The sequence below is a fragment of the Stutzerimonas stutzeri SDM-LAC genome (assembly GCF_000235745.1).
GTDB classification, from domain to species: domain Bacteria; phylum Pseudomonadota; class Gammaproteobacteria; order Pseudomonadales; family Pseudomonadaceae; genus Stutzerimonas; species Stutzerimonas stutzeri_H.
This window is the reverse complement of record NZ_AGSX01000085.1, coordinates 1-21,995: the sequence shown is the minus strand read 5'-3', so window position 1 is coordinate 21,995 and position 21,995 is coordinate 1. Positions and strand designations below refer to the sequence as shown.

The following is a 21,995-nucleotide window of genomic DNA, read 5'->3' as shown; positions in this document are numbered from 1 at the left end:
CCCCAGCCCCAGCCCCGCTCGTTTATCCTCCGGGGTGGCGCTGTCAGGCAGCCAGTAGCGGCTCAGGGCCGACATCTCCACGCCAACCCGTTCAGCCGCAGCGATCAACGCGCGCTCGCGCGCCAGGCTGTTCACCCGCACGCACAGATGCAGCCCGGCATGCACCGGCGGTAGCGGCGCACAGCCGTCGATCGCGCTCGGCCAACCCGCCAGCAAGGCATCGCGCCGGGCCCGCGCCGCGCTGCGCATGCGCCGGATGTGTCGCTGGAAATGCCCGGCGGCGATGAATTCGGCCATGACCGCCTGGGTGCCGATCTCCGAGTGGCGCATATCCAGCGCACGACGGCGGGCGAAGGCTTCGGCCAACGCCGGCGGCAGGACCAGATAGCCCAGGCGCAGCGCCGGAAACGCGATCTTGCAGAAGGTCCCGACATAGAGCACACGGCCCTGCCGATCGAGGGCCGCAAGCGGCGCCAATGGCGTGCCGCTATAGCGGTACTCGCCGTCGTAGTCGTCCTCGATGATCAGGCCATCGTTGCGTTGCGCCCACTCCAGCAGCTCCAGCCGCCGCGCCAGCGACAGGGTGACGCCGGTCGGGTACTGATGCGACGGCGTCACGTAAACCAGCTTGCAGCCATCTACCTGCGCCAGCTCGGCGGTATCCAGACCGTCGCTGTCCACCGCCACCCCACACAGCTGCGCCCCCGCGATCGCCAAGGCGTGCCCTGCGGCGCGGTAGCCGGGGTTTTCCACCGCGACCCGCGCGCCGGGGCTGACCAGCAATTGCGCGCACAGGCTGATGGCCTGCTGTGCACCACTGGTGACCAGGATCTGCCCAGGCGCGCAGTGCAGACCTCGGCTGTTGCGCAGATAGGCGGCGATCAGCTCGCGCAGCTGCAGATCGCCAGCCGGATCACCGTAGCCCAGGCGCGCCGGCGACGGTTTGCGCCAGAAGCGCGCGGACAGCCGTGCCCAGGTCTCGAACGGAAACAGGTCGAAGGCCGGTACGCCAACCCGGAACGCCCGTGGCGGCCCACTCAGCGGCGGATTCAGGTGATGGCTCTGCAGCATCTGCAAGGCGCCCGTCTGCAGGGTGTCGGCCGGCGCGATTGGAATCGGCGCGGCTTTCGCACCCAACCCGGCAACGAAGGTGCCCGCGCCAATGCGGCCCTCGACATACCCTTCGGCGTACAGCTGATCGAAGGCGCGGATGACCGTATTGCGTGAGATCCCCAGCAGGGCCGCCAGATCGCGGCTCGCCGGCAGCCGCGTGCTGCCGGGCAGGCGCCCGTCGAGGATGCGTTCGCGCAGTGCCTGGTAGAGCTGGCGCGCCAGGCCGCGCTGAGGATCGAGGCGAATGCCGGACAGGTCGACAGACAACGGCGGAGCAGACGGGATCGGCATCGCAAATTGGCTCCATGAAAGTCATAAAAAGTGGATCTTACAGCAGACCAATGCTCCGCCTAGCATGGCTTCATCAGCCAGGAGCCGGACGATGTATATCCCCACCGCTTTTCGCCAGGACGACCTTGCGACGCTGCACCAGCAGATGCGCGACAGCCGCCTGCCCACTCTCGTCAGCCATGGCGCCCAGGGCCTGCTCGCCAGCCACCTGCCGCTGTGGCTGGCGCCTGATGAGGGTCGCTTCGGCACGCTGTACGGGCACCTTGCCCGGGCCAACCCGCAATGGCACGACCTCGCCGAAGGCCAGCCGGCGCTGGTGATATTCCAGGGCGCCGAGGGCTATGTCAGCCCGTCCTGGTACGCCAGCAAAGCCGAGCACGGCAAGGTGGTGCCGACCTGGAACTACATCAGCGTGCAGGCGCAAGGACGCGCCGAGGTGTTTGACGACCGCGAGCGCCTGCTGCAGCTGTTGACCCGTCTCAGCGCGCAGCACGAGGCCCCGCGCGAGCAACCCTGGGCGGTCGGCGATGCGCCCGCGGCCTATATCGACAAGCTGTTGCGCGCCATTGTCGGCTTCGCCCTGCCGATCGAACAGCTGCACGGCAAATGGAAGCTCAGCCAGAACCGCAGCCCGGCCGACCAGGCCGGCGTGCGTGACGGCCTGGCAAGCAGCCACGACAGCCGCGACCGTGAACTGGCCGCCCAACTCCATCACGCAACGACCCCAAGGATGCCGCATGAGCATTGATATCCGCCCCATCACCGCCGACGATCAGGCTGCCTGGTTTCCCTTGTGGCAGCGCTACCTGGCCTTCTACCAGAGCAGCGTGCCCGAGCAGACCAGCGCCACGACCTGGCAACGCTTCCTCGATCCAGCCGAACCCATGCATGCCGCACTGGCCTGGCAGGACGGCCAGGCGGTTGGTCTGGTGCACTTCCTCTATCACCGCTCCTGCTGGACCACCGGCGACTACTGCTACCTGCAGGACCTGTTCGTCAGCGATGGCCTGCGCGGCGCTGGTGTCGGCCGGCGTCTGATCGAGCACGTCTATGCCCATGCCCGTGACACGGGGGCTTCGCGGGTGCACTGGCTGACCCACGAAAGCAACCACAACGCGATGCAACTCTATGAGCGCATCGCCGCTCGCTCGGGTTTCGTCCAATACCGCAAACTGCTCTGAACAGGTGCCCGCATGACCATGCAGACCTTGACCGGCTGGCAGCCGGTGCCCATCCCGCCCCGAGCCCCACTGATGGGGCAGTACGTGGACCTCGAGCCACTGTCCCTCTCGCAGCACGGCGACGACCTCTGGGACGCGTTGCAGGGGGCTGGCGACCCCGTGCTGTGGGACTATCTGCCCTACGGCCCTTTTCTCGAGCGCGCCGCATTCGACCGCTGGCTGGGCGATTGCGCCACCTCTGCCGATCCGATGTTCTTCACCGTGATCGACCGGCGCCGACGGCAGGCGGTCGGGCTGCTGAGCTTCATGCGCATCACGCCGGCACACGGTTGCATCGAGATCGGTCACGTCGTCTTCGGCCCGGCGATGCAACGCAGCCCGGCGTCGACCGAGGCGATCTATCTGCTGGCCCGGCTGGCCCTGGTCGAGCTGGGCTACCGGCGCCTGGAATGGAAATGCAATGCCGAAAACGCCCGCTCCATGCGCGCCGCCACGCGGCTGGGTTTCAGCTACGAAGGGCTGTTTCGTCAGCACATGCTGATCAAGGGGCGCAACCGCGACACCGCCTGGTTCGCCCTGCTCGACCACCAGTGGCCGGCCTGCGGCGAAGCGCTCGAACGCTGGCTGCAGGCGGACAACTTCGACGCCCATGGCCAGCAGCGGCGGCGTCTGGAAGCGCTCCGCGGCGATCCACGCTAGGCCTTACTCGATCTCGAACAAGCCGTCGCGCAACGAAACCGAAGCCAGGCGCTCGCGGATTTCCGGATCAATGCGCAAGTCATCCAGGTCATAGAGCATCACCTGCCGATAGGCATTGACCCGGTTGATTTCGCTACCGAGGTATTCCCAGACCACGCGGGTACAGACCGGGGTACGGCGGTCGCCGCTGGAGACGCCGGTCTTCAAGCCGTTGAGGCGGCTGATGCGGCTTTTGAAGCTGGGTATGAGGATGGTCTGGCTGATCTCGTTTCCCGTCAGCGACTCGTAATCGATCAAAAACAGACGATCCTGCAGATAGAAGGCAGCACCCAGATAACGGCAGCGCACCACCCAATCCTCGGCCCTCGGATTGTCGGCACGCGACTGTTCCTGACGTTCCTGGCGTTCGAAGACGAAGCTGCCGCGGTCTTCACGCAAATGCACCAGCGACAGCAGGATCTGTCCGGGGACCGACATGCAGTTGGCGTATTCGAAGTAGTAGCCGCAATAGCGCGACAGGCTGTTGGCGTTGTCGCGCATGGGCTGGAACAGCTCCAGCAGCGGATCGCTGGCAGCGACGCGCTCCTGATCATGGCCGCGCATGCCGATCAGCTGGGTGAACTGGTCGCTGGGCAGGCTCAGTTCGTAGGCCTCGACGCCAAAGAAATCGCAGATCCGCTTGAGGTTGTGCGCGGTCGGTCGGCTCTGGCCATTGAGGTATTTGTTGAACTGCGCGCGGTTCATCGACAGCTTGCGACAGACCTCGGCTATGGAGCGGTAGTGGCTGCAAAGCAGCTTGAGATTGGCGCCGAGATGGTCGTGCATGGTCGATCCCTGTGATGCGAGCGGCGCGATTCTAGCATCAACTCGCGCCAGTTCGCCGCGACCCGCGCAATTGCATGACCGTCGAGTCTGGCCAACCATTCCGGCCCTGCGTTTCAACATTTGTCAAAACAACAAGAGAGACTCTTCCCTCATGCTCGATCTCCTGAACGATCTCATCTGGAGCAAGCTGCTCATCGTGATGCTGATTGGCCTCGGCCTGTACTTCACCATCGCCTCGCGCTTCGTCCAGTTTCGCTACTTCGGCAGCATGTTCCAGATCTTCGGCGAAGCCTTCAAACGCCAGCCAGGACAGCTCAGCTCGTTCCAGGCGCTGATGCTCAGCGTCGCTGGCCGCGTCGGTGCCGGCAACATCGCGGGCGTCTCGGTCGCCATCATGCTCGGCGGGCCGGGCGCGATCTTCTGGATGTGGATCGTTGCGCTGGTCGGCATGGCCACCAGCTACTTCGAATGTTCGCTGGCGCAGCTGTACAAGCGCCGTGAAGCCGATGGCGGCTATCGTGGCGGCCCGGCGTTCTACATTCAGCACGGCCTCGGCCAGCGCTGGTTGGGCATCGTGGTGTCGCTGCTGCTGCTGGTGACCTTCGGTTTCGGCTTCAACGCCGTGCAGTCCTACACCGTTGCCAGCTCGCTGAATGACACCTTCGGCGTGCCCACATTCGTCAGCGGCATCGCGCTGATGGTGGTGATCGGCCTGATCATCTTTGGTGGCATCAAGCGCATCGCCAAATTCGCCGATGTGCTGGTGCCGATCATGGCGTTCTCCTACATCGCCATGGCGATCTTCGTCATCGGCAGCAACGCCGGCGACATTCCGGAAGCCTTCGGCACCATCTTCCGCAGCGCGTTCGGTCTCGAGCCGGCGTTCGCGGGCGGCATCGGCGCGGCGATCATCATGGGCGTCAAGCGCGGTCTGTTCTCCAACGAAGCAGGGCTGGGCAGTGCGCCCAACGTGGCGGCGGTCGCTGAGGTCAAGCACCCGGTCGCACAGGGCATCGTGCAGTCACTGAGCGTGTTCATCGACACCATCGTGCTGTGCAGCTGCACCGCGCTGATCATCATCCTTTCCGGCGTCTTCGAACCAGGTAGCGAAATGGCCGGAGTGGTGCTGACGCAAACCGCCGTCGCTGCCGTTGTCGGCGAGTGGGGCCGGGTGTTCATCAGCGTGGCACTGCTGCTGTTCGTGTTCACCACGCTGATCTACAACTACTACCTTGGCGAGAACGCGCTGGGCTTCTTCACCGCTAAGCGCTGGCCGGTGCTGGTGTACCGCATCATGGTCATCGGCCTGGTGATGTGGGGCTCGATCCAGGACCTGGGCACGGTATTCGGCTTCGCCGACGTCACCATGGGTCTGCTGGCAATCTGCAACCTCATCGCCCTGGCGCTGCTGTTCAAAGTAGGCCTGCGCCTGATGCGCGACTACGACAGCCAGCGCAAGGCCGGTGTAGAGTCTCCGGTGCTCGACCCGAAGAACTTCGCCGATCTGGACCTGGACCCGAGCGTCTGGCCAGCCAGCGTTGGCAGTGAATCGCCAGCCACCACCGCCACCGCAGCCGGCCAGGCCCTTCAGCGTTAAGTTGGTCCGCGTCGCTTGAACAGGGGCCGCTGGCCCCTGTTTTCATTAGGAGACCCTATGTCGGCTTCCAGAAAGACCCTGGTGCTGTACACCGGCGGCACCATTGGCATGCAACAGAGCGCCGAAGGGCTGATGCCTGCGTCCGGCTTCGCCAGCCGATTGCGCGAACAGCAGGACAAGCAACCCGAGCTGATCGTGCCGGACTGGCAGTTCCGCGAACTGCTGCCACCCATAGACAGCGCCAACATGAACCAGATCCACTGGCTGGCGATGGTCGCGGCGATTCGGGCCGGCGTCGAGCAGGACAACTGCGACGCAGTGCTGGTCCTGCATGGCACCGACACCCTCGCCTACAGCGCTGCTGCCTTGAGCTTCCTGCTACTGGGTTTCGAAGTGCCGGTGGTGCTGACCGGTGCGATGTTGCCGGCCGGTGCGCCCGGTAGCGATGCCTGGGACAATCTGTTCGGTGCGCTGCAGACGCTGCACGCGGGCGTCAAGCCAGGCGTGCATCTCTACTTCGCTGGCAAACTGATGCACGGCGCCCGGGTCAGCAAACTGGGCACCGCCAGCCTCGATGCGTTCGGTGTGCTGCCACGCCTGCGTCAAGGTCAGCGGGCACCCGCTATCCCCGCGACACTCGATTACCGACAACCTCGTCAGCCGGTGAATCTGGCAGTGCTGCCGCTGTATCCGGGCATCCAGGCGGCGCAGCTGCATGCTCTGTTGTCCAGCGGCGTACAAGCCGTGCTGTTCGAATGTTATGGCAGCGGCACCGGCCCTGCCGATGATGCCGATCTGCTGAACGCTTTGCGGGACGCCCATCAACGCGGCGTCGTCCTGGCCGCAATCAGCCAGTGCCCGCAGGGCCACGTCGAGTTCGGCATCTACGCTGCGGGCAGCAAGCTGGAAGCCAACGGACTGAAATCAGGCGGCGGCATGACCCGTGAGGCCGCGCTGGGCAAGTTGTTCGCCTTGCTCGGCGTCGGACTGTCACAAACCGAGGTCGAGCACTGGTTTGCCCTCGACCTCTGCGGTGAGCGTGTCGATTAGCGCGCCGCTCAGCTCGGGTTGAAATCGAGCTCCTGGAGACAGTCGCGGACCCGCTGGCGCAGCTCGTCGAGGTCCAGCGGCTTGCTCAGCCAATCCTGGTAGTCGAGCCCGTCGTCCATCTCGTTTGCTGCACTCAGCGCGATCACCGGCAGCCATCGCGTGGCGGGCGCCTGGCGCAACAAATGCAGCAGCTGCGCGCCACCCAGTTCCGGCAGGTTGATGTCCAGCAGCAGCAATTCCGGTGGGTCGACCAGCAGGTGCTCCAAGGCCATCCGCCCATTGCCGATCACACTGACATCAGCCAGGTCAGCCAGTGCCTTGCGCACCAGCAGCTGGCTGGCCGGGTCATCTTCGACATAAACGATCCGGGGGCGCTGGCGAAGCGGTTCGGCGCCGTGCGTGCCGACCGATGGCAGCGCGATCCAGAAGCGGCTGCCGATCCCCGGCGCGCTCTTCACCCCGATACTTCCACCCATGAGCTTGGCGTACTCCAGACACAGCGAAAGGCCGATGCCGGCGCCCTGAATGTTCGAGCTTTCGCGGCCAAGCCGGCGAAACGGCTCGAACAGCTGCGCCTGCGAACTTTCGTCGATTCCCAGGCCGGTGTCCTCGACCATCAGCCTGACCTGCCCGGCGACCGTCTCGATCCGCAGCACAATTCGCCCGTCTGGCTTATTGTACTTGATTGCGTTGGACAGCAGATTCAGCAGCACCTGACGTAACCGACGCGCCTCGGCCTGCACCTCGACGGGCCCGGGCGGCAGCTCGAACTCCAGCTGCAGCCCGTGACGCTGCACATCAAGCGCCACCAGCTCGGCACACTCACGCATCAAGGCGGTGACTTCGACGGCTTTGAGCGTCAGCCGGGGCCGCTCGGCCTGCAGGCTCGACCATTCGAGGATGTCACCGAGCAACTGGTTCAGATGCCGGCTGGCCAGCAGGATTTCATCGAGATAATCCGCGGCTTCCGGCTGCGCCTCCGGCGAGCAGTCCATGCGCATCAGCTGGGCGAATCCAAGGATGGCATTGAGCGGGGTACGCAGCTCATGGCTGATGCTGGATATCAGGTGGGTTTTGGCCTCGTTGGCCGCATGCGCCTGCTGGATGGCCTGGCGCAGATCGTCCTCGACCCGCTTGATGGCATCGATATCCACATGGGTGCCGGCCACCAGGATCGTTTCACCTGTTTGAGGGTCGCGCTCCAGCACCCGGCCGCGACTGAGCAGCCAGTGATATTCACCCACTGCGTCGGCAAAGCGGTACTCGCTTTCATACCGCAACGCCTGGCCGCCACGCATCCGGTCCAGTTCGGCACGCACCTGAGCGACGTCCAGCGGATGGATGCGCTGCAGAAACTGAGCCTCGCTCAGCTGTGCCGAAGACAACCCGAAGCGCGCCGGCAGACGCCCCCGAAGCTGCATCACGCCGCGACGCATGTCGTTTTCCCAGAGGCTTTCCGTGGCGCTTTCGAGTACCAGCTCGAGACGCTCCTGCATCTTCGTACGCTGGGCCTCGCTATCTTCCAGCTGGGCGCCAATGGCCTGGGTGTGCTGCGCCAGATCGTCCAGTTCGCGAATCTCTGACGAGACGGGTTCAGGCTGCCAGCGACCAAGGCCGATCTGCCCCATCATCTGCGAAATACCCGCGATCGGTTTGAGCAATGGCTGGCTGAGCTGGCGCGCACGCAGCCACATGTAGGCGAAAAAGAGCAGGTAGAACAGCACCAGCCCGGCGATCAGCAGATAGCCGATCTGTCGAAAGCGGCTGGCCAGCGCATTGGTCTGGCTGAAGACTTCGGTTTCGTCGACCACTGCCAGCAGGTGCCAGCCGGTTTGCGGCACCGTTGCCCAGGCGACCAGCCGCTGTTCGCCATTGAGCTCCAGGCCCATGACCCCTTCGCTCTGGGTTGCGACCGCCTTGGCCAGTTCGCGGGTCTGGCCATGGCGATAGAGGCGAAAATCTTCAGGCTTGAGCGTCTCCCGGCGCACGGCGTCGTCGTAGTAGTGCTCGGTCAGCTCGTTGATCCCGAATTCCCGTTCGCCCGATTCGGGCAGCGCCATGATGCTCAGGTCACGGCTGACCAGCAGCGCATAGCCGCCCCAAGGCACCCGCAGACGGCTGATCTGGTCCAGAAGGTTGCTCACCGTAATGTCGATACCGCTGACGCCTTCGAGCATGCCACCTCGGTACACCGGCGCAACCGCCGACATCATCCAGCCCTGCCCGGCCGGATCGAGGTATACATCCGTCCAGACCACAGCACGCGCCGGATTCTGCCAGGCGTTGGCGAGGTAGAAAAAGCTGTAGCTGGGGATGTTCATGTCCGATGGGTACTGCTGCGCCGTATCGAACCAGGGATAGATATGGTTGTAACTGTCCCAGCTGTTGAAATACAGGCTGGCGATCAGTGGATTGCTGGTGTGCAGCGCCTTCATCAGCGGGTCGAGGCGATGAAGCCTGGCCACCTTTTGCAGATCGTGGTGCTCTGGCGGTGTAAGCCCGGAGTAGAAGCTGGCGGCACCGCCCAGATCGCGTGGGCTATAGCGAACCCCATCGGCGTTGAGCACCAGCGGCACCGGCGCTGCGGGGCTGTCATCCTCCAGCGCGTCGACTGTGAAGTTACGAAACAGGGTGGTCGCTTTCGCCACCTCCTGTAACTGCTGGCTGATCACCCGCGACTCGCGAGCAGCCGCTGTACGTAATTCGGACAGGGCCGTTTCGCGCAGGTGCTCGATTTGCGCATCGCGGATGGCACTGTTGGTCAGCAGGTAGGCCGCGATCAGCACGACCTCGACCAGCACCAGCGGGATCAGCGCAGTCTGAACGAAGGCGCGCCAGATCCATTGGCGTATCCCGGTTGGTTTTTTCGACACAGCGCAGCTCCAGCGTTCCGACTCAGGCGCTCGGTTCGGTCACGGCACGGAATCCTAGCACGGCCGCTGCGGAGGCCCGCTGACCGCTAGCAGCCCGAGCCGATATCTGCGCGTACAGCACTAATCCTGCCTGCTTGCCAGCTCGATCAGAGCGGTGCGCCACTCCACGTCTCGTGGCAGCGCCAGAAACGACGGGTTGAGATAGCTTTCCCGCGCTTCGTAGGTCAGGGCTTTGCCGCTGGTGCTCAGCACCTCGCCGCCCGCACCCTCAAGTACTCCCTGAGCGGCCGCCGTGTCCCACTGCGACGTGGGCGCCAGCCGCGGGTAACAGTCGGCGGCCCCCTCGGCTAACAGACAGAACTTCAGCGAGCTGCCGACACTGGCCAATGCCAGCTCACCAAAACGCTGCCGCAAGCCATAGAGCAAGCGTTCCTGCGCCGGGCTTGAGTGGCGCCGGCTTGCAACCACGGTAAAGCCGCCCTCCGCCTGAAGCCGCGCCCGCAGGGGCTGCGCCGCGCCATCGGCGTCAGTACGCCAGGCACCGAACCCGGTTCCGCCGTAATAGCAGCGACCATCGGCCGGCACTCCGACCACACCGAACAGCACTCGCCCCTGCTCGACCAAAGCGACATTGACGGTGAACTCTGCGCTTCCGGCAATGAATTCCTTGGTGCCGTCCAGCGGATCGACCAGCCACCAGCGCGTCCAGCCAGCGCGCTCGGCGAGGCTCAGCCCGCAATCCTCTTCGGACAACACCGGGATGCTTGGATCCAGAGCGCGCAAACCATCGGCCAGCAGGTGATGAGCGGCCATATCAGCAGCAGTGACGGGCGAGGCATCGGCCTTCTCATGCACCTGCACATCGTTGCGCCAGTGCGGCAGGATGGCCTCGCCCGCAGCGCGGACCAGATCGATGACGGCTGCCAGATAGGGATGGCTCATTGAACGAAATCCCCGCGCTGGCTGAGCAGGTCGCGCGCCAGGTAGAGCGCTGCAAGGGCACGTCCCTCGCTGAACTGCGGGTTCTGAATCAGGCTGGACAGTTCGCGCAGATCCACCCGATCGACACGCATCGGCTCCGGTTCGTCTCCCGGCAACTGCTCGGGATAGAGGTCGCGCGCCAACACCACCTGAATCTTCTGGCTCATATAGCCCGGCGACAGCGACAGCTCGGTGAGCAGCTCCAGGTTGCGGGCACCGAAGCCGGCCTCTTCTTTCAATTCACGGTTGGCCGCGTCGAGTACATCTTCACCCGGCTCAATCAGCCCCTTGGGCAGTGACAACTCATAGGTGTCGGTACCGCCGCAGTATTCTTCGACCAGCAAGGCCCGCCCGTCGGCTTCCAACGCGACGATCATCACCGCGCCATAACCGGTCCCCCTGCCGACCAGCCGTTCGTAGGTACGCTCCACGCCATTGGAGAACCGCAGCTGCAGCTCCTCGACACGGAACAGGCGGCTGCTGGCGACGATCTCACGGGCAAGTACGGTAGGTTTCTGGCGCATGGGGTTATCCTTGAAACGCGAAGGCCAATCATAACCCGGCTTTTTATGATCACCGTGAACGCTTTGCATCGAACCGACCGCTGTCGCACCATTGTGCCAATCGCCGAACAAGAGCCCACCATGATTGCTTCACTGCCCTGGTCCGAGATCGACACCGTCCTGCTGGACATGGATGGCACCCTGCTGGATCTGCATTTCGACAATCACTTCTGGCTCGACCTGCTGCCGCAGCGCTACGCAGAACGGCACGGCATCAGCCGCGCAATGGCCGAGCTGGAGCTGGCTCCGCTGTTCAACGAACACGAAGGCAAGCTCACTTGGTACTGCCTGGACTTCTGGACCCGCGAGCTGAACCTGCCGATTCGCGAGATGAAGCGTGAGATCGCCGATCTGATCGCCTTGCGCCCGGCCGCCGACGAATTTCTCGCCGCCCTGCGCCACGCCGGCAAGCGCGTGGTGCTGATCACCAATGCGCACCGCGATTCGCTATCACTGAAACTCGAACGCATCGAACTGGCACCCTGGTTCGATCGTCTGATCAGTTCTCACGACTATGGCTTTCCCAAGGAGCAGGCGCAGTTCTGGCACGCGCTGAAAACGGACCTGGATTTCGATCCGACGACCACGCTGTTCATTGACGACAGCCTGCCCGTCCTGCGTAGCGCCCGGGCTTACGGCATTTCCCACCTGTTGGCGATCAGCGAACCGGACAGTCGCCGAGGCAAGAAGAACACTGAAGAATTCACCGCGGTCGACGACTACCTCGAGCTGATTCGCAGCCTGCAGGGTTTCTCGTTCTGACCGGAACAGCCGGGCTTACTTAACTCCGGCGTAGCCGTAACCGCCTTACAAGAGATGGCGTGCGGATGACGAAGCGGCAATCGGTGCGATCGCTGCCCTCCGTGCACATGAACGACGCTTAAGTGCGATGCGGGTACAACCCACCTGGCTCGCCCAAATGGATGAACTATGGCTGTAGACGCAGGATTCTGGCCTTCCGAACGCAGCGAAATGGGCCGACTGATTAGCCGGCACGACTGGCGCGCAACGGCGCTGGGCCCGATCGAGCATTGGCCGCCGACCCTGCGTGTATTGCTCGATACCTTGCTCGAAGCGCCGCTGCCGATGTGCATCCTGTGGGGCGAAGCCGGCGTGCAGCTCTACAACGACGCACATGCCGCTGCCATTGGGGATCACCACCCAAGCGCGTTAGGCATGCCGGCAACGCTGGATGCCTACCAGCAAGTCAGCCGTGACGAAGCCCACCTGCTTCACCATCAGTGTCTCTCGGGAAGCGGCCTGGACGGGGCCGGTCCGAGGTTCGACCTGGCGATCAGCCCCATCCGCGAAGGCAACCGCGTTGCCGGCCAGCTGCTGTGTTTACGGCCCAGCGACGACGAAGCGCTTCGACGCCGCGAAGTCGAGATGAACGTAATCGCCGACGCGCTGCCCGTGCTCATCGGCTTCGTGGACAAAGACTTGCGTTACCGCTACAACAATCGTCATTACGAAGCGTGGTTCGGCCATCCCCCCGCCTGGCTATACGGCAAGCACCTGGAGGAGGTGGTTGGCAAGCCCGCGGTCGATGCACGCACCAACGAGATAGCCAGGGCACTCGCCGGCGAAGACGTGATCTTCGAGGCTTTCATGCCGCATCAGGATGGCCGTCTGCGGCAGTCGCTCATGCACTACTTGCCGAGTCGCGACGACAACGGTGATGTACGGGGTTTCGTGGTGCTGGCTCAGGATGTTACCGAGCGCTGGGAGGCAGAACAGGCGCTGCGCGAGCTCAACGATACGCTCGAAAGCCGGATTCAGGAGCGCACCACCGCGCTGGCCGAGGTCTACGAGCGCCTGCTGACCGAGATGAGCAGCCGCGAGCAGGCACAGGAAGCGCTGCGCCAGGCTCAGAAGATGGATGCCGTTGGCCAGCTCACCGGCGGCATTGCGCACGATTTCAACAACATGCTGACCGGCATCATCGGCGGCCTGGATCTGATCCAGCGTTATAACCAGTCAGGCCGTCATGGCGAGACGCAGCGTTTCATCGATGCCGCCGTAACCTCGGCAAACCGCGCCGCAGCACTGACCCATCGGCTGCTGGCATTTGCCCGACGGCAGCCGCTCAACCTCAAGCGCGTCGACCTCAATGAGCTTGTAGAGTCGATGCGCGACCTGATCGTACGGACATTGGGCAGCCACATTCTGGTCGACGCGCTGTTGCAGCCGGACCTGTGGCCGGCCAACAGCGACGAGAACCAGCTGGAGAGCGCCCTGCTCAATCTGGTGATCAACGCCCGCGACGCGATGCCCAAGGGTGGCAGCCTGTACATGGCGACCGCCAACGTGACACTGCAGCACGGCGAAATCGGCGAGCTGGCACCCGGCCGCTACGTCACCCTAAGCGTGATCGACAGTGGCTGCGGGATGACGCCCAAGGTACTGGCTGCCGCGTTCGAGCCATTCTTCACCACCAAACCCATCGGCCAGGGCACCGGCCTCGGGCTCTCCATGATCTACGGGTTCGCCCGACAGGCCGGCGGTCATGTTCAGTTGCGCAGCGAACCCGGAAACGGCACCGAAGTCACCCTGTACCTGCCCGCCCACCATTCGCTGGAGGCGCAGCTGGCGGGCACCCAGCCCAGTCTCAATGGCGACCTGCCGGAGCAAGCCCTGCGTGGCGAAGCGGTACCTGGCGAGGCCGTGCTGGTGGTCGAGGATGATCCGGCGGTGCGTCTGCTGGTATTGGACGTACTGACGATGCTCGGCTATCGCACGCTGGAAGCTGCCGAAGGCAACGCGGCCGTCAAGATTTTGCAGAGCAGCGAGCGCATCGACCTGCTGGTATCCGACGTCGGCCTGCCGGGCATGAACGGCAGGCAGCTGGCAGACATCGCTCGCGAGCACCGCCCAGGCCTGCGTGTGCTGTTCATGACGGGCTATGCTGAACAGGCGATCAGCAGCGGATTTCTCGATGCCGGCATGGACATGATCGGCAAGCCGTTCGCTATCGATGACCTGGCAACGCGCATACGCGACATGCTCGCAGACACGCCGCCCGGCTGAGCCTGCCGCACTGGCAATCGGCGTGTGTCGCAAGAGCATTGAAAATCCAGCCACAGCCGCGCACAGTCGCTGGAAATCTGTCCGCAATATCTGTCGAGCCTGCCCATGACTGCGTCAAGCCGCCCTCATCAATCGCTGATCGAAGCGCCAACCGACGCCAGTGGCCGCTATCACTTCCAGGCGATCGACGAGCCGCAGCCAGAGCCGGTGGAGCTGGCCGAGGAATGCGCACTGGCGATTGCCTATAACGGGCTCAGCCAGGCGGTGATGATGGTTACCCCGGCGGACCTCGAAGATTTTGTCGTCGGCTTCAGCCTTGGCGCCGGAATCGTTGAACGCACAGCCGACATCTATGACATACGCGTAAGCGGCGCCGGCCAAGGCCGCCACGCCGAGGTGGAGATCGCCAGCCGCGCATTCTGGAAGCTCAAGGAGCAACGCCGACAGCTACCCGGCAACGCCAGTTGTGGCCTGTGCGGCGTCGAGGCACTGGAACAGGCGCTGCCACAGCTGCCGGCGATGCCCGTCGCGCCCTTGCCACCGGTGCGCTGGCTGGATGATCTTCGCCAGCGTATCGCCGAGTTTCAGCCCCTCGCGCAACGCTGCGGCGCCGTGCATGCAGCCCTGTTCATCGATGCCCAGGGACGAATAATCCTCGGCCGCGAGGACATCGGTCGACACAATGCGCTGGACAAACTCATCGGCGCCCTGAGCCGAGCCGGGCAGGACGTCACCGGCGGCGTGGCGGTGGTCACCAGCCGCTGCAGCCTGGAGCTGATCCACAAGGTCCAGCGCGCCGGCATTCCCACGCTGGTCAGCTTTTCTTCGCCGACAGGCCTGGCTGCGCAATGGGCGCAACGGCACAACCTCAACCTCATTCATATTCCCCACCGTAGCCCGCCGCGGGTGTTCAGCCCGACGGATCAGACAGAAGAAGCCCAGGGATGAGCCTGCAACCGGAAAAACCCCGTTACCGGCCCTACACCGGCGCCGCAGCAGGCTGGGGCGCGCTGCGCAGCGTGGCCAGCGCCTGGCTGGACAGCAAGCAGCCACTGAAAAACATCCGTGCCCTGATGAAGACCAACCAGAACGGCGGGTTCGACTGCCCCGGCTGTGCCTGGGGCGATTCGCCGGACGACGGCGCGGTGAAGTTTTGCGAAAACGGCGCCAAGGCGGTGAACTGGGAAGCCACCAGGCGGCGGGTCGATGCGGCCTTCTTTGCGCGCCACAGCGTTACCCAGCTGCGCGCACAGAGCGACTACTGGCTCGAGTACCAGGGCCGCCTGACCGAACCGATGCGCTACGACAGGGCCAGCGACCACTATCGTCCCGTCAGCTGGGACGAAGCCTTCGCCTTGATCGCCGAGCACCTGGACGCGCTGGAAAAGCCCGACCAAGCGGAGTTCTACACCTCAGGCCGCACCAGCAACGAAGCCGCATTTCTCTATCAGCTGTTCGTCCGTGCTTACGGCAGCAACAATCTCCCCGATTGCTCGAACATGTGCCACGAGGCCAGCGGGGTCGCGCTCGGCGAAAGTATTGGGGTCGGCAAAGGCAGCGTTACCTTCGAGGATTTTGCCGAAGCCGACGCCATCTTCGTGCTCGGCCAGAACCCCGGCACCAACCATCCGCGCATGCTCGAACCGCTGCGCGAGGCGGTGGCGCGGGGCGCGCAGGTGGTGTGTTTCAACCCGCTGAAAGAACGCGGGCTGGAGCGCTTCCAGCATCCGCAACACGCGCTGGAAATGCTTGCCAACGGCTCTGCGCCGCTCAATACCGCCTTCTTCCGCCCAGCGTTGGGCGGCGACATGGCCGCCATGCGTGGCATCGCCAAACTGCTGCTGTTCTGGGAGCGCGAAGCCCAGGCCGAAGGCAATCAGCCCGTGTTCGACCATGCCTTTATCGAGCAGCACACCCGTGGTATCGACAGCTACCTGACTACCCTGGACGCCACGCGCTGGGAAACCATTGAGGAACTGTCGGGCCTGGGCCTCGCCGAGCTGGAACAGGCGGCGCGGATTTTCCGTGATGCCGAGCGGGTGATCATCTGCTGGGCGATGGGCATCACCCAGCACCGACATTCCGTTGCGACGATTCAGGAAATCACCAACCTGCAACTGTTGCGCGGCAACCTGGGCAAGCCGGGCGCCGGGCTCTGTCCGGTGCGCGGCCACAGCAACGTGCAGGGCGACCGCACCATGGGCATCAACGAGCGGCCGCCCGCTGCGCTGCTCGACGCACTGGAAAAGCGCTTTGATTTCGCCGTGCCTCGCCAACCTGGGCACAACGTGGTGGAAGCCATCGCGGCGATGCTCGACGGCCGCTCGAAGGTTTTTATCGGCCTCGGTGGCAACTTTGCCCAGGCGACGCCGGACAGCCTGCGAACTCATCAGGCGCTGCAAAAGTGTGCACTGACCGTGCAGATCAGCACCAAGCTCAATCGCAGCCACCTGACCGTCGGGCGTGATGCGCTGATCTTGCCGTGCCTTGGCCGTACCGATATCGATCATCAGCCCAGCGGCCCGCAGGCCGTCACGGTGGAAGACTCGTTCAGCATGATCCACGCCTCTTACGGGCAGCTGGAACCCATTTCGCCATTGATGCGCTCGGAGCCTGCGATCATTGCCGGCATTGCACAGGCAACGCTCGGCGCCAGCCCCGTGGATTGGCATGCGCTGGTTTTCGACTATGCGCGCATCCGTCAGTTGATCGCCGAAATCATCCCCGGCTTCTCCGATTTTGAAGAGCGCATTCAACAGCCCGGTGGCTTTCATCTGGATAGCCCCGCGGCGGGCCGCCGCTGGAAGACCGCCAGTGGCCGCGCGAATTTCATCACCAACCCGTTGCCGGCCGACCTGTTCGGCGAAGCGCTGCGTGACAGTGATATACAACCGGACCTGATCCTGCAAACGCTGCGCTCGCACGACCAGTACAACACCACGATCTACGGCCTGGATGATCGCTATCGCGGTGTGAAGGGGCAGCGTCGGCTCATCTTCGCCAATATCGACGATATTCGCCGGCTGGGCCTTGAGCCAGGGCAGAAGGTCGACATCGAGTCGCTGTGGAATGACGGCGTCACACGCCGGGTGGAAGATTTCACGCTGCTGGCCTTCGACGTCCCGACCGGACAGGCCGCCGCCTACTATCCTGAAACCAACCCGCTGGTGCCGCTGACCAGCGTCGGAATCGGCAGCCATACGCCGACATCCAAGGCGGTAGCGATTCGGCTGCATGCAGCGAAACCGAGCCCGGTTATCGCCTGATCAGCACTTCTGGAATGTCTGGAAGTGCGCCTGAAAGCGCACCGCACAAGCGGCTTCAGACCGTTTCGCTTGATGCAAGTTCCCCAGCTAAATCAAATACTTACGAAAAGCGAAACGCATCACACCTTTCATCGCTAAAGCCTTGCGAAACACCGCCTCGGCGCGTGAGGATCGCGGCGCCATTCACTGAGAGGTTTCACCATGAAGTATTCCTCGATTCTGCTGTTGTCCGCGGGCCTGCTGAGCGGCGCCGCTTTCGCCGGAAGCAACACCGAAGCCGCCGTTGGCGGCGCGCTGGGCGGTGCGCTCGGGTCGGTGGTCGGCGAACACCTGGGAGGCTCAACGGGCGCCACCATCGGCGCGGGTGTCGGCGGCGCAGCGGGCGGCATGGTCGGAGCCGACAAGCGCAGCCGTACCGAAGCGGCCATCGGCGGAGGCCTGGGTGCCGCAGGCGGCAACGTGATCGGCCAGCGTGTCGGTGGCAGCACCGGTGGCCTGATCGGCGCAGCCGTGGGCGGCGGCGCCGGTGGTGCGATCGGCAACGCCTACGGCGATGATCACGACGACTATCGCCGCGATCGCCGCTACCGTGACGACCGCCGTTACTATGGTCATCCGGGCAAAGCCAAGGGGCACTGGAAGCACAAACACAAGCATCACCACTGAGTCGGATACCGACTCGCCGGGTTTATCCGCAGCCCAACTGCAGCGGCGCTATCGCCGGCGCCTCTGCATTTGCTCCCCGGCAATCTCGATGTAGCCGCTCGCTACTTCAGCAATCAGCCTCGACCGCCAACGCCTCCAGCGCCTGACGCAAGCCAGCTGGGATCGGCGTCGGTCGATTGCTGGCGCGCTCCACGAACACATGCACGAAACGCCCCGCCGCACAGGCCTGCGCTTCGCCTGCCTTGAAAATCGCCAGCTCGTATTGCACCGAGCTGTTGCCCAGCTTGCCGACCCGCAAACCGACTTCCAGTACATCGGGAAAGGCAATGGAGGCAAAGTAGTCGCACGACGAACTGACGACGAACCCCACCACCTCGCCTTCGTGAATATCCAACCCGCCACGCGCAATCAGATAGGCGTTCACCGCGCTGTCGAAATAGCTGTAGTACACGACGTTGTTCACGTGGCCGTAAATGTCGTTGTCATGCCAGCGCGTGGTGATGGGCTGGAAGTGACGGTAATCGGCGCGCAGGTGCTGCGGTTGTTCGGCCATACGAGAAGTCCCTATTCAGCAAACCGGCACACCGCAGGCAACGCGGTGCACCAACGGAGTCAGTACGCGGCGCGGTAGATGGCCAAGGCATCGGCCTCGGTCACTTCGCGCGGATTGTTGACCAGCAGGCGCTGCTGGAGCATCGCCTCCTTCGCCAGTTGCGGCAGCATGTCCTCCGGCACACCGGCGTCGCGCAGGCGGGTCGGCAGGCCGACGCGGGCGCTCATCTGCTCGAACTCCTCGATCAGCTGCTCGGCATAGGTCGACGGATCATCGCTGCGCAGCCGATCACCGAGGACGATCGGCGCCAGCTCGCCGTAATGGGTGGTCGCCGCGCTGACGTTGAAACGCAGCACCTGCGGCAGCACCAGCGCGTTCGACAGCCCGTGCGGGATGTGGAAGTTGCCGCCCAGCGGATAGGCCAGCGCATGCACGGCGGCCACCGGGGCGTTGGCGAAGGCCTGCCCCGCCAGACAGGCGCCGAGCAGCATGGCCTGACGCGCCTCGCGGTTGCTGCCATTGTGCACCGCCTCGTCGAGGTTGGCGGCCAAGAGCCGCAGCGCCTCGCGAGCCAGCAGGTCGGACATGGGGTTTTTCTTCAGCGCGCTGGTGTAGGCCTCGATGGCATGCACCATGGCGTCGATACCGGTGGCGGCGGTCACCGCCGGTGGCAGGCCCAGGGTGAGGTCGGCATCCAGCAGCGCCAGGTCCGGCAACAACAGCGGCGAGACCACGCCCATCTTGGTGGTTTCGCCGGTGGTGATGATGGCGATCTGCGTGACTTCCGAGCCGGTGCCGGCCGTGGTTGGGACCTGGATCAGCGGCAGGCGCTGCCCCTTGGCATTGCCGACGCCGTAGATGTTCTGCAGCGATTGCGCGCAATCAGGATGGGCCAGCAGCGCGACCAGCTTGGCGACGTCCATCGAACTGCCACCACCGAAGCCGATGATCAGATCAGCCTTGTTTGCTTTCGCCTGCTCGACCGCGGCCAGCACGATGGCTTCCGGCGGATCGGCGACGACCTGATCGTAAACAGCGACCTGCAACCCTTCCGTCTCGAAGCCCGGCAATACCTCGTTGAGCAGGCCGAAGCGGGTGATGCCCGGATCGGTCACGACCAACACGGAACGCGCCTCGCGCTCCTTGCAGAGGCTGGCCAGGCGGCGCGACGAGCCGGGCTCGCAGATCAATTGAGCGGTTGTGGCAAAGCTGAACGGATGCATGGTGCCTCCTGTGTCGAATATGGGGCCCTCCTTGCGGAGGCGCTTCGTTGCCTAAAGCATCCCGGTTCTGCTCAGCCCCGGGCTGATGGGTTTCACCCATCCCACGAATTGCTCAAGGCGGCACCGGTGCCGCCCGTAGGATGGGTGCAACCCATCACTCGCTTGACGACGACCCGCCGCTCCCGGCTAAAACGCAAAATCCGCCTCCGGCAATGCCATCAAACATTCGGCGCCCCCCTGAATCGCTTCCCGATGCGCGCTCGCCCGCGGCAATACACGGCGCAGATAGAAGTCGGCACTCGCCAGCTTGGCCTGATAAAACGCCTCTTCGCTGGCGCCCTGCTCCAGCGCATCCTGGGCGCGGGCGGCCGCCTGCAACCAGAGCCCGGCCAACAACACATAGGCCGAGTACTGCAGGAAATCCACCGACACCGCACCAATCTCCTGCGGATCCCGGCCGGTCGCGGCGATGATGTCGGCCGTCAACTCGCGCCATTCGCCGAGTCGCGCCTGCACCTTGCTCGCCATGTCATGCAGCGCCGGTCGATCGATCTGCCGATCACAGACTCCACTGAACTCCGCCTGCAGTGCCGACAGCTCCGCACCGCCATCCCCCAGCAGCTTGCGGCGGATGTAATCAAGCGCCTGAATGCCGTTGGTGCCCTCGTACAGCTGGGTGATGCGGCTGTCGCGCATCAACTGCTCCATGCCCCACTCGCGGATATAACCGTGACCACCGTAGACCTGCACACCGAGGCTCGCGACTTCCTGGCCCATGTCGGTGAAGAAGGCTTTGACGATGGGGATCAACAACGCCGCACGCTTGCTCGCTGCCTTGCGATAGCTCGGCTCGGGATGGCCATGTTCGAGATCCAGCTGCCGGGCGCAATAGGCGGCGAGCATGCGGCAGCCTTCGACCAGGGTCTTCTGGGTCAACAGCATGCGCCGAACGTCCGGGTGGACGATGATCGGGTCGGCCGGTTTGTCCGGGTGTTGCACGCCGGCCAGACCGCGCGACTGCAGCCGCTCACGGGCGTAGGCCAACGAGCCCTGATAGGCCTGCTCGGCGATGCCCAAGCCCTGCAGACCGACCTGGAAGCGCGCGTCGTTCATCATGGTGAACATGCACGCCAGGCCCTGGTTGGGTTCGCCGACAATCCAGCCGGTGGCGCCGTCGAAATTCATCACGCAGGTGGCCGCGCCCTTGATGCCCATCTTGTGCTCGATGGCGCCACAGGACAGCGCATTGCGCTCGCCCGGCGTGCCATCGGCGTTGGCGATGAACTTGGGCACCAGCAGCAGGCTGATGCCCTTCACGCCCGCCGGTGCATCCGGCAGCCGCGCCAGCACCAGATGCACGATGTTCTCGCTCATGTCGTGCTCGCCACCGGAGATGAAGATCTTGCTGCCGCTGACCTTGTAGCTGCCGTCCGCCTGCGGCTCAGCCTTGGTGCGCAACAGCGCGAGATCGGTCCCCGCCTGCGGCTCGGTCAGGCACATGGTGCCGCTCCAGCTACCGCTGACCAGCTTCTCCAGATAAGCCTTCTTCAGCTCGTCGCTGCCGTGCTTGTACAGCGCCAGCACCGCGCCTTCGGTCAGGCCCGAATAGATGCGGAAGGACAGGGAGGCGCCCATCAACATCTCGTGAAAGTTGCAGGCGACCAGCTGCGGGAAGCCCTGGCCGCCGTACTCGGTCGGCCCGGTCATACTGGCCCAGCCGTTGTCGACGTACTGCCGGTAAGCCTCGACGAAGCCCTGGGGCGTACGGACTTCGCCGTTCTCCAGGGTCACGCCTTCTTCATCGCTGTTGCGATTGAGCGGTGCGATTTCGCCGCCGGTGTAGCGCGCCGCTTCTTCCACCACGCCGTCGATCAGCTCGCGGTCCAGGCCGTTGCCGAGCAGCTCGCAATGAGCGCTGGCGTCGAACAGCTCGTGCAGGACGAAACGCATGTCACGCAGGGGGGCCTTGTACTCCATGCTCAGGCCTCCTTCTTGTAGTCGACGAAGCGACCACCAAGGGTGGCCAGGCTGTCGATCAGTTCGGCCGGCTGCCAGTGTGGGCCGTGGCGCTCAGCCAGTGCGTTGAG

Annotated in this window: 18 protein-coding genes; 10 read left to right on the top strand and 8 right to left on the bottom strand. The window is 64.2% G+C overall.

Going from position 1 to position 21,995, the window contains the following annotated elements:
• On the bottom strand, positions 1 to 1,404 hold a 1,404-nt coding region (locus tag PSTU_RS0110035), incomplete at its 3' end, for an aminotransferase class I/II-fold pyridoxal phosphate-dependent enzyme (protein WP_019340904.1).
• 91 nt (positions 1,405 to 1,495) lie between these two features.
• On the opposite strand from PSTU_RS0110035, the gene PSTU_RS0110030 reads away from it, so the two are divergent.
• The 3 genes from PSTU_RS0110030 to PSTU_RS0110020 are packed head-to-tail and all read left to right on the top strand — an operon-like array spanning position 1,496 to position 3,284.
• Positions 1,496 to 2,152 carry an FMN-binding negative transcriptional regulator gene (locus tag PSTU_RS0110030; protein WP_019340903.1) on the top strand — a complete coding sequence of 219 codons (657 nt, stop codon included), beginning with the start codon at positions 1,496 to 1,498 and terminating at the stop codon, positions 2,150 to 2,152.
• Entirely contained in the window at positions 2,142 to 2,585 is a 444-nt protein-coding gene (locus PSTU_RS0110025; RefSeq protein WP_019340902.1) for a GNAT family N-acetyltransferase, read from the top strand. The genes PSTU_RS0110030 and PSTU_RS0110025 overlap by 11 nt, the downstream gene beginning before the upstream one ends.
• A gap of 12 nt (positions 2,586 to 2,597) precedes the next feature.
• The gene (locus tag PSTU_RS0110020; RefSeq protein WP_019340901.1) at positions 2,598 to 3,284 is read left to right on the top strand and encodes a GNAT family N-acetyltransferase; all 687 of its coding nucleotides are present in this window, start codon (positions 2,598 to 2,600) and stop codon (positions 3,282 to 3,284) included.
• A gap of 3 nt (positions 3,285 to 3,287) precedes the next feature.
• On the opposite strand, the gene PSTU_RS0110015 is transcribed toward PSTU_RS0110020, so the two are convergent.
• Entirely contained in the window at positions 3,288 to 4,109 is an 822-nt protein-coding gene (locus tag PSTU_RS0110015; protein WP_019340900.1) for a helix-turn-helix domain-containing protein, read from the bottom strand.
• A 151-nt stretch (positions 4,110 to 4,260) separates the two neighbouring features.
• Here PSTU_RS0110015 and PSTU_RS0110010 point away from each other — a divergent pair, with 151 nt between their 5' ends.
• Together PSTU_RS0110010 and PSTU_RS0110005 are read left to right on the top strand one after the other, a co-directional pair.
• Positions 4,261 to 5,706 carry an alanine/glycine:cation symporter family protein gene (locus tag PSTU_RS0110010; protein ID WP_019340899.1) on the top strand — a complete coding sequence of 482 codons (1,446 nt, stop codon included), beginning with the start codon at positions 4,261 to 4,263 and terminating at the stop codon, positions 5,704 to 5,706.
• A 57-nt stretch (positions 5,707 to 5,763) separates the two neighbouring features.
• Complete coding sequence (locus tag PSTU_RS0110005; protein WP_019340898.1) at positions 5,764 to 6,756, top strand: asparaginase; 993 nt, start codon at positions 5,764 to 5,766, stop codon at positions 6,754 to 6,756.
• A gap of 8 nt (positions 6,757 to 6,764) precedes the next feature.
• On the opposite strand, the gene PSTU_RS20655 is transcribed toward PSTU_RS0110005, so the two are convergent.
• The 3 genes from PSTU_RS20655 to nudE all read right to left on the bottom strand — a co-directional run bounded on the left by PSTU_RS20655 (position 6,765) and on the right by nudE (position 11,134).
• Entirely contained in the window at positions 6,765 to 9,629 is a 2,865-nt protein-coding gene (locus PSTU_RS20655) for an ATP-binding protein (protein WP_019340897.1), read from the bottom strand.
• Positions 9,630 to 9,749: 120 nt separating this feature from the next.
• Complete coding sequence (cysQ, locus tag PSTU_RS0109995; RefSeq protein ID WP_019340896.1) at positions 9,750 to 10,571, bottom strand: 3'(2'),5'-bisphosphate nucleotidase CysQ; 822 nt, start codon at positions 10,569 to 10,571, stop codon at positions 9,750 to 9,752.
• A complete protein-coding gene (gene nudE / locus PSTU_RS0109990; RefSeq protein ID WP_019340895.1) occupies positions 10,568 to 11,134 on the bottom strand; it encodes an ADP compounds hydrolase NudE in 567 nt (188 codons plus the stop codon). The genes cysQ and nudE overlap by 4 nt, the downstream gene beginning before the upstream one ends.
• Before the next feature lie 120 nt (positions 11,135 to 11,254).
• Between nudE and yrfG the strand changes: the two genes are divergently transcribed.
• From yrfG to PSTU_RS0109965, 5 genes are all read left to right on the top strand, one after another.
• The gene (yrfG, locus tag PSTU_RS0109985) at positions 11,255 to 11,935 is read left to right on the top strand and encodes a GMP/IMP nucleotidase (protein ID WP_029404708.1); all 681 of its coding nucleotides are present in this window, start codon (positions 11,255 to 11,257) and stop codon (positions 11,933 to 11,935) included.
• A gap of 168 nt (positions 11,936 to 12,103) precedes the next feature.
• Positions 12,104 to 14,200 carry a PAS domain-containing protein gene (locus PSTU_RS0109980; RefSeq protein WP_019340893.1) on the top strand — a complete coding sequence of 699 codons (2,097 nt, stop codon included), beginning with the start codon at positions 12,104 to 12,106 and terminating at the stop codon, positions 14,198 to 14,200.
• A gap of 105 nt (positions 14,201 to 14,305) precedes the next feature.
• Complete coding sequence (gene fdhD, locus PSTU_RS0109975) at positions 14,306 to 15,148, top strand: formate dehydrogenase accessory sulfurtransferase FdhD (RefSeq protein WP_019340892.1); 843 nt, start codon at positions 14,306 to 14,308, stop codon at positions 15,146 to 15,148.
• Positions 15,145 to 17,466 carry an FdhF/YdeP family oxidoreductase gene (locus tag PSTU_RS0109970; RefSeq protein WP_019340891.1) on the top strand — a complete coding sequence of 774 codons (2,322 nt, stop codon included), beginning with the start codon at positions 15,145 to 15,147 and terminating at the stop codon, positions 17,464 to 17,466. The genes fdhD and PSTU_RS0109970 overlap by 4 nt, the downstream gene beginning before the upstream one ends.
• A gap of 201 nt (positions 17,467 to 17,667) precedes the next feature.
• Positions 17,668 to 18,132 carry a YMGG-like glycine zipper-containing protein gene (locus PSTU_RS0109965; RefSeq protein ID WP_019340890.1) on the top strand — a complete coding sequence of 155 codons (465 nt, stop codon included), beginning with the start codon at positions 17,668 to 17,670 and terminating at the stop codon, positions 18,130 to 18,132.
• 106 nt (positions 18,133 to 18,238) lie between these two features.
• On the opposite strand, the gene PSTU_RS0109960 is transcribed toward PSTU_RS0109965, so the two are convergent.
• The 3 genes from PSTU_RS0109960 to PSTU_RS0109950 form a co-directional block, all read right to left on the bottom strand.
• Positions 18,239 to 18,685, bottom strand: coding sequence for an acyl-CoA thioesterase (locus PSTU_RS0109960; RefSeq protein ID WP_019340889.1), 447 nt, complete (start codon positions 18,683 to 18,685; stop codon positions 18,239 to 18,241).
• 59 nt (positions 18,686 to 18,744) lie between these two features.
• Positions 18,745 to 19,908, bottom strand: a complete 1,164-nt coding sequence (locus tag PSTU_RS0109955; protein ID WP_019340888.1) for an iron-containing alcohol dehydrogenase — start codon at positions 19,906 to 19,908, stop codon at positions 18,745 to 18,747.
• 186 nt (positions 19,909 to 20,094) lie between these two features.
• On the bottom strand, positions 20,095 to 21,885 hold the full coding sequence (locus PSTU_RS0109950) for an acyl-CoA dehydrogenase C-terminal domain-containing protein (RefSeq protein ID WP_019340887.1): 1,791 nt from the start codon (positions 21,883 to 21,885) through the stop codon (positions 20,095 to 20,097).
• Positions 21,886 to 21,995: the final 110 nt, after the last annotated feature.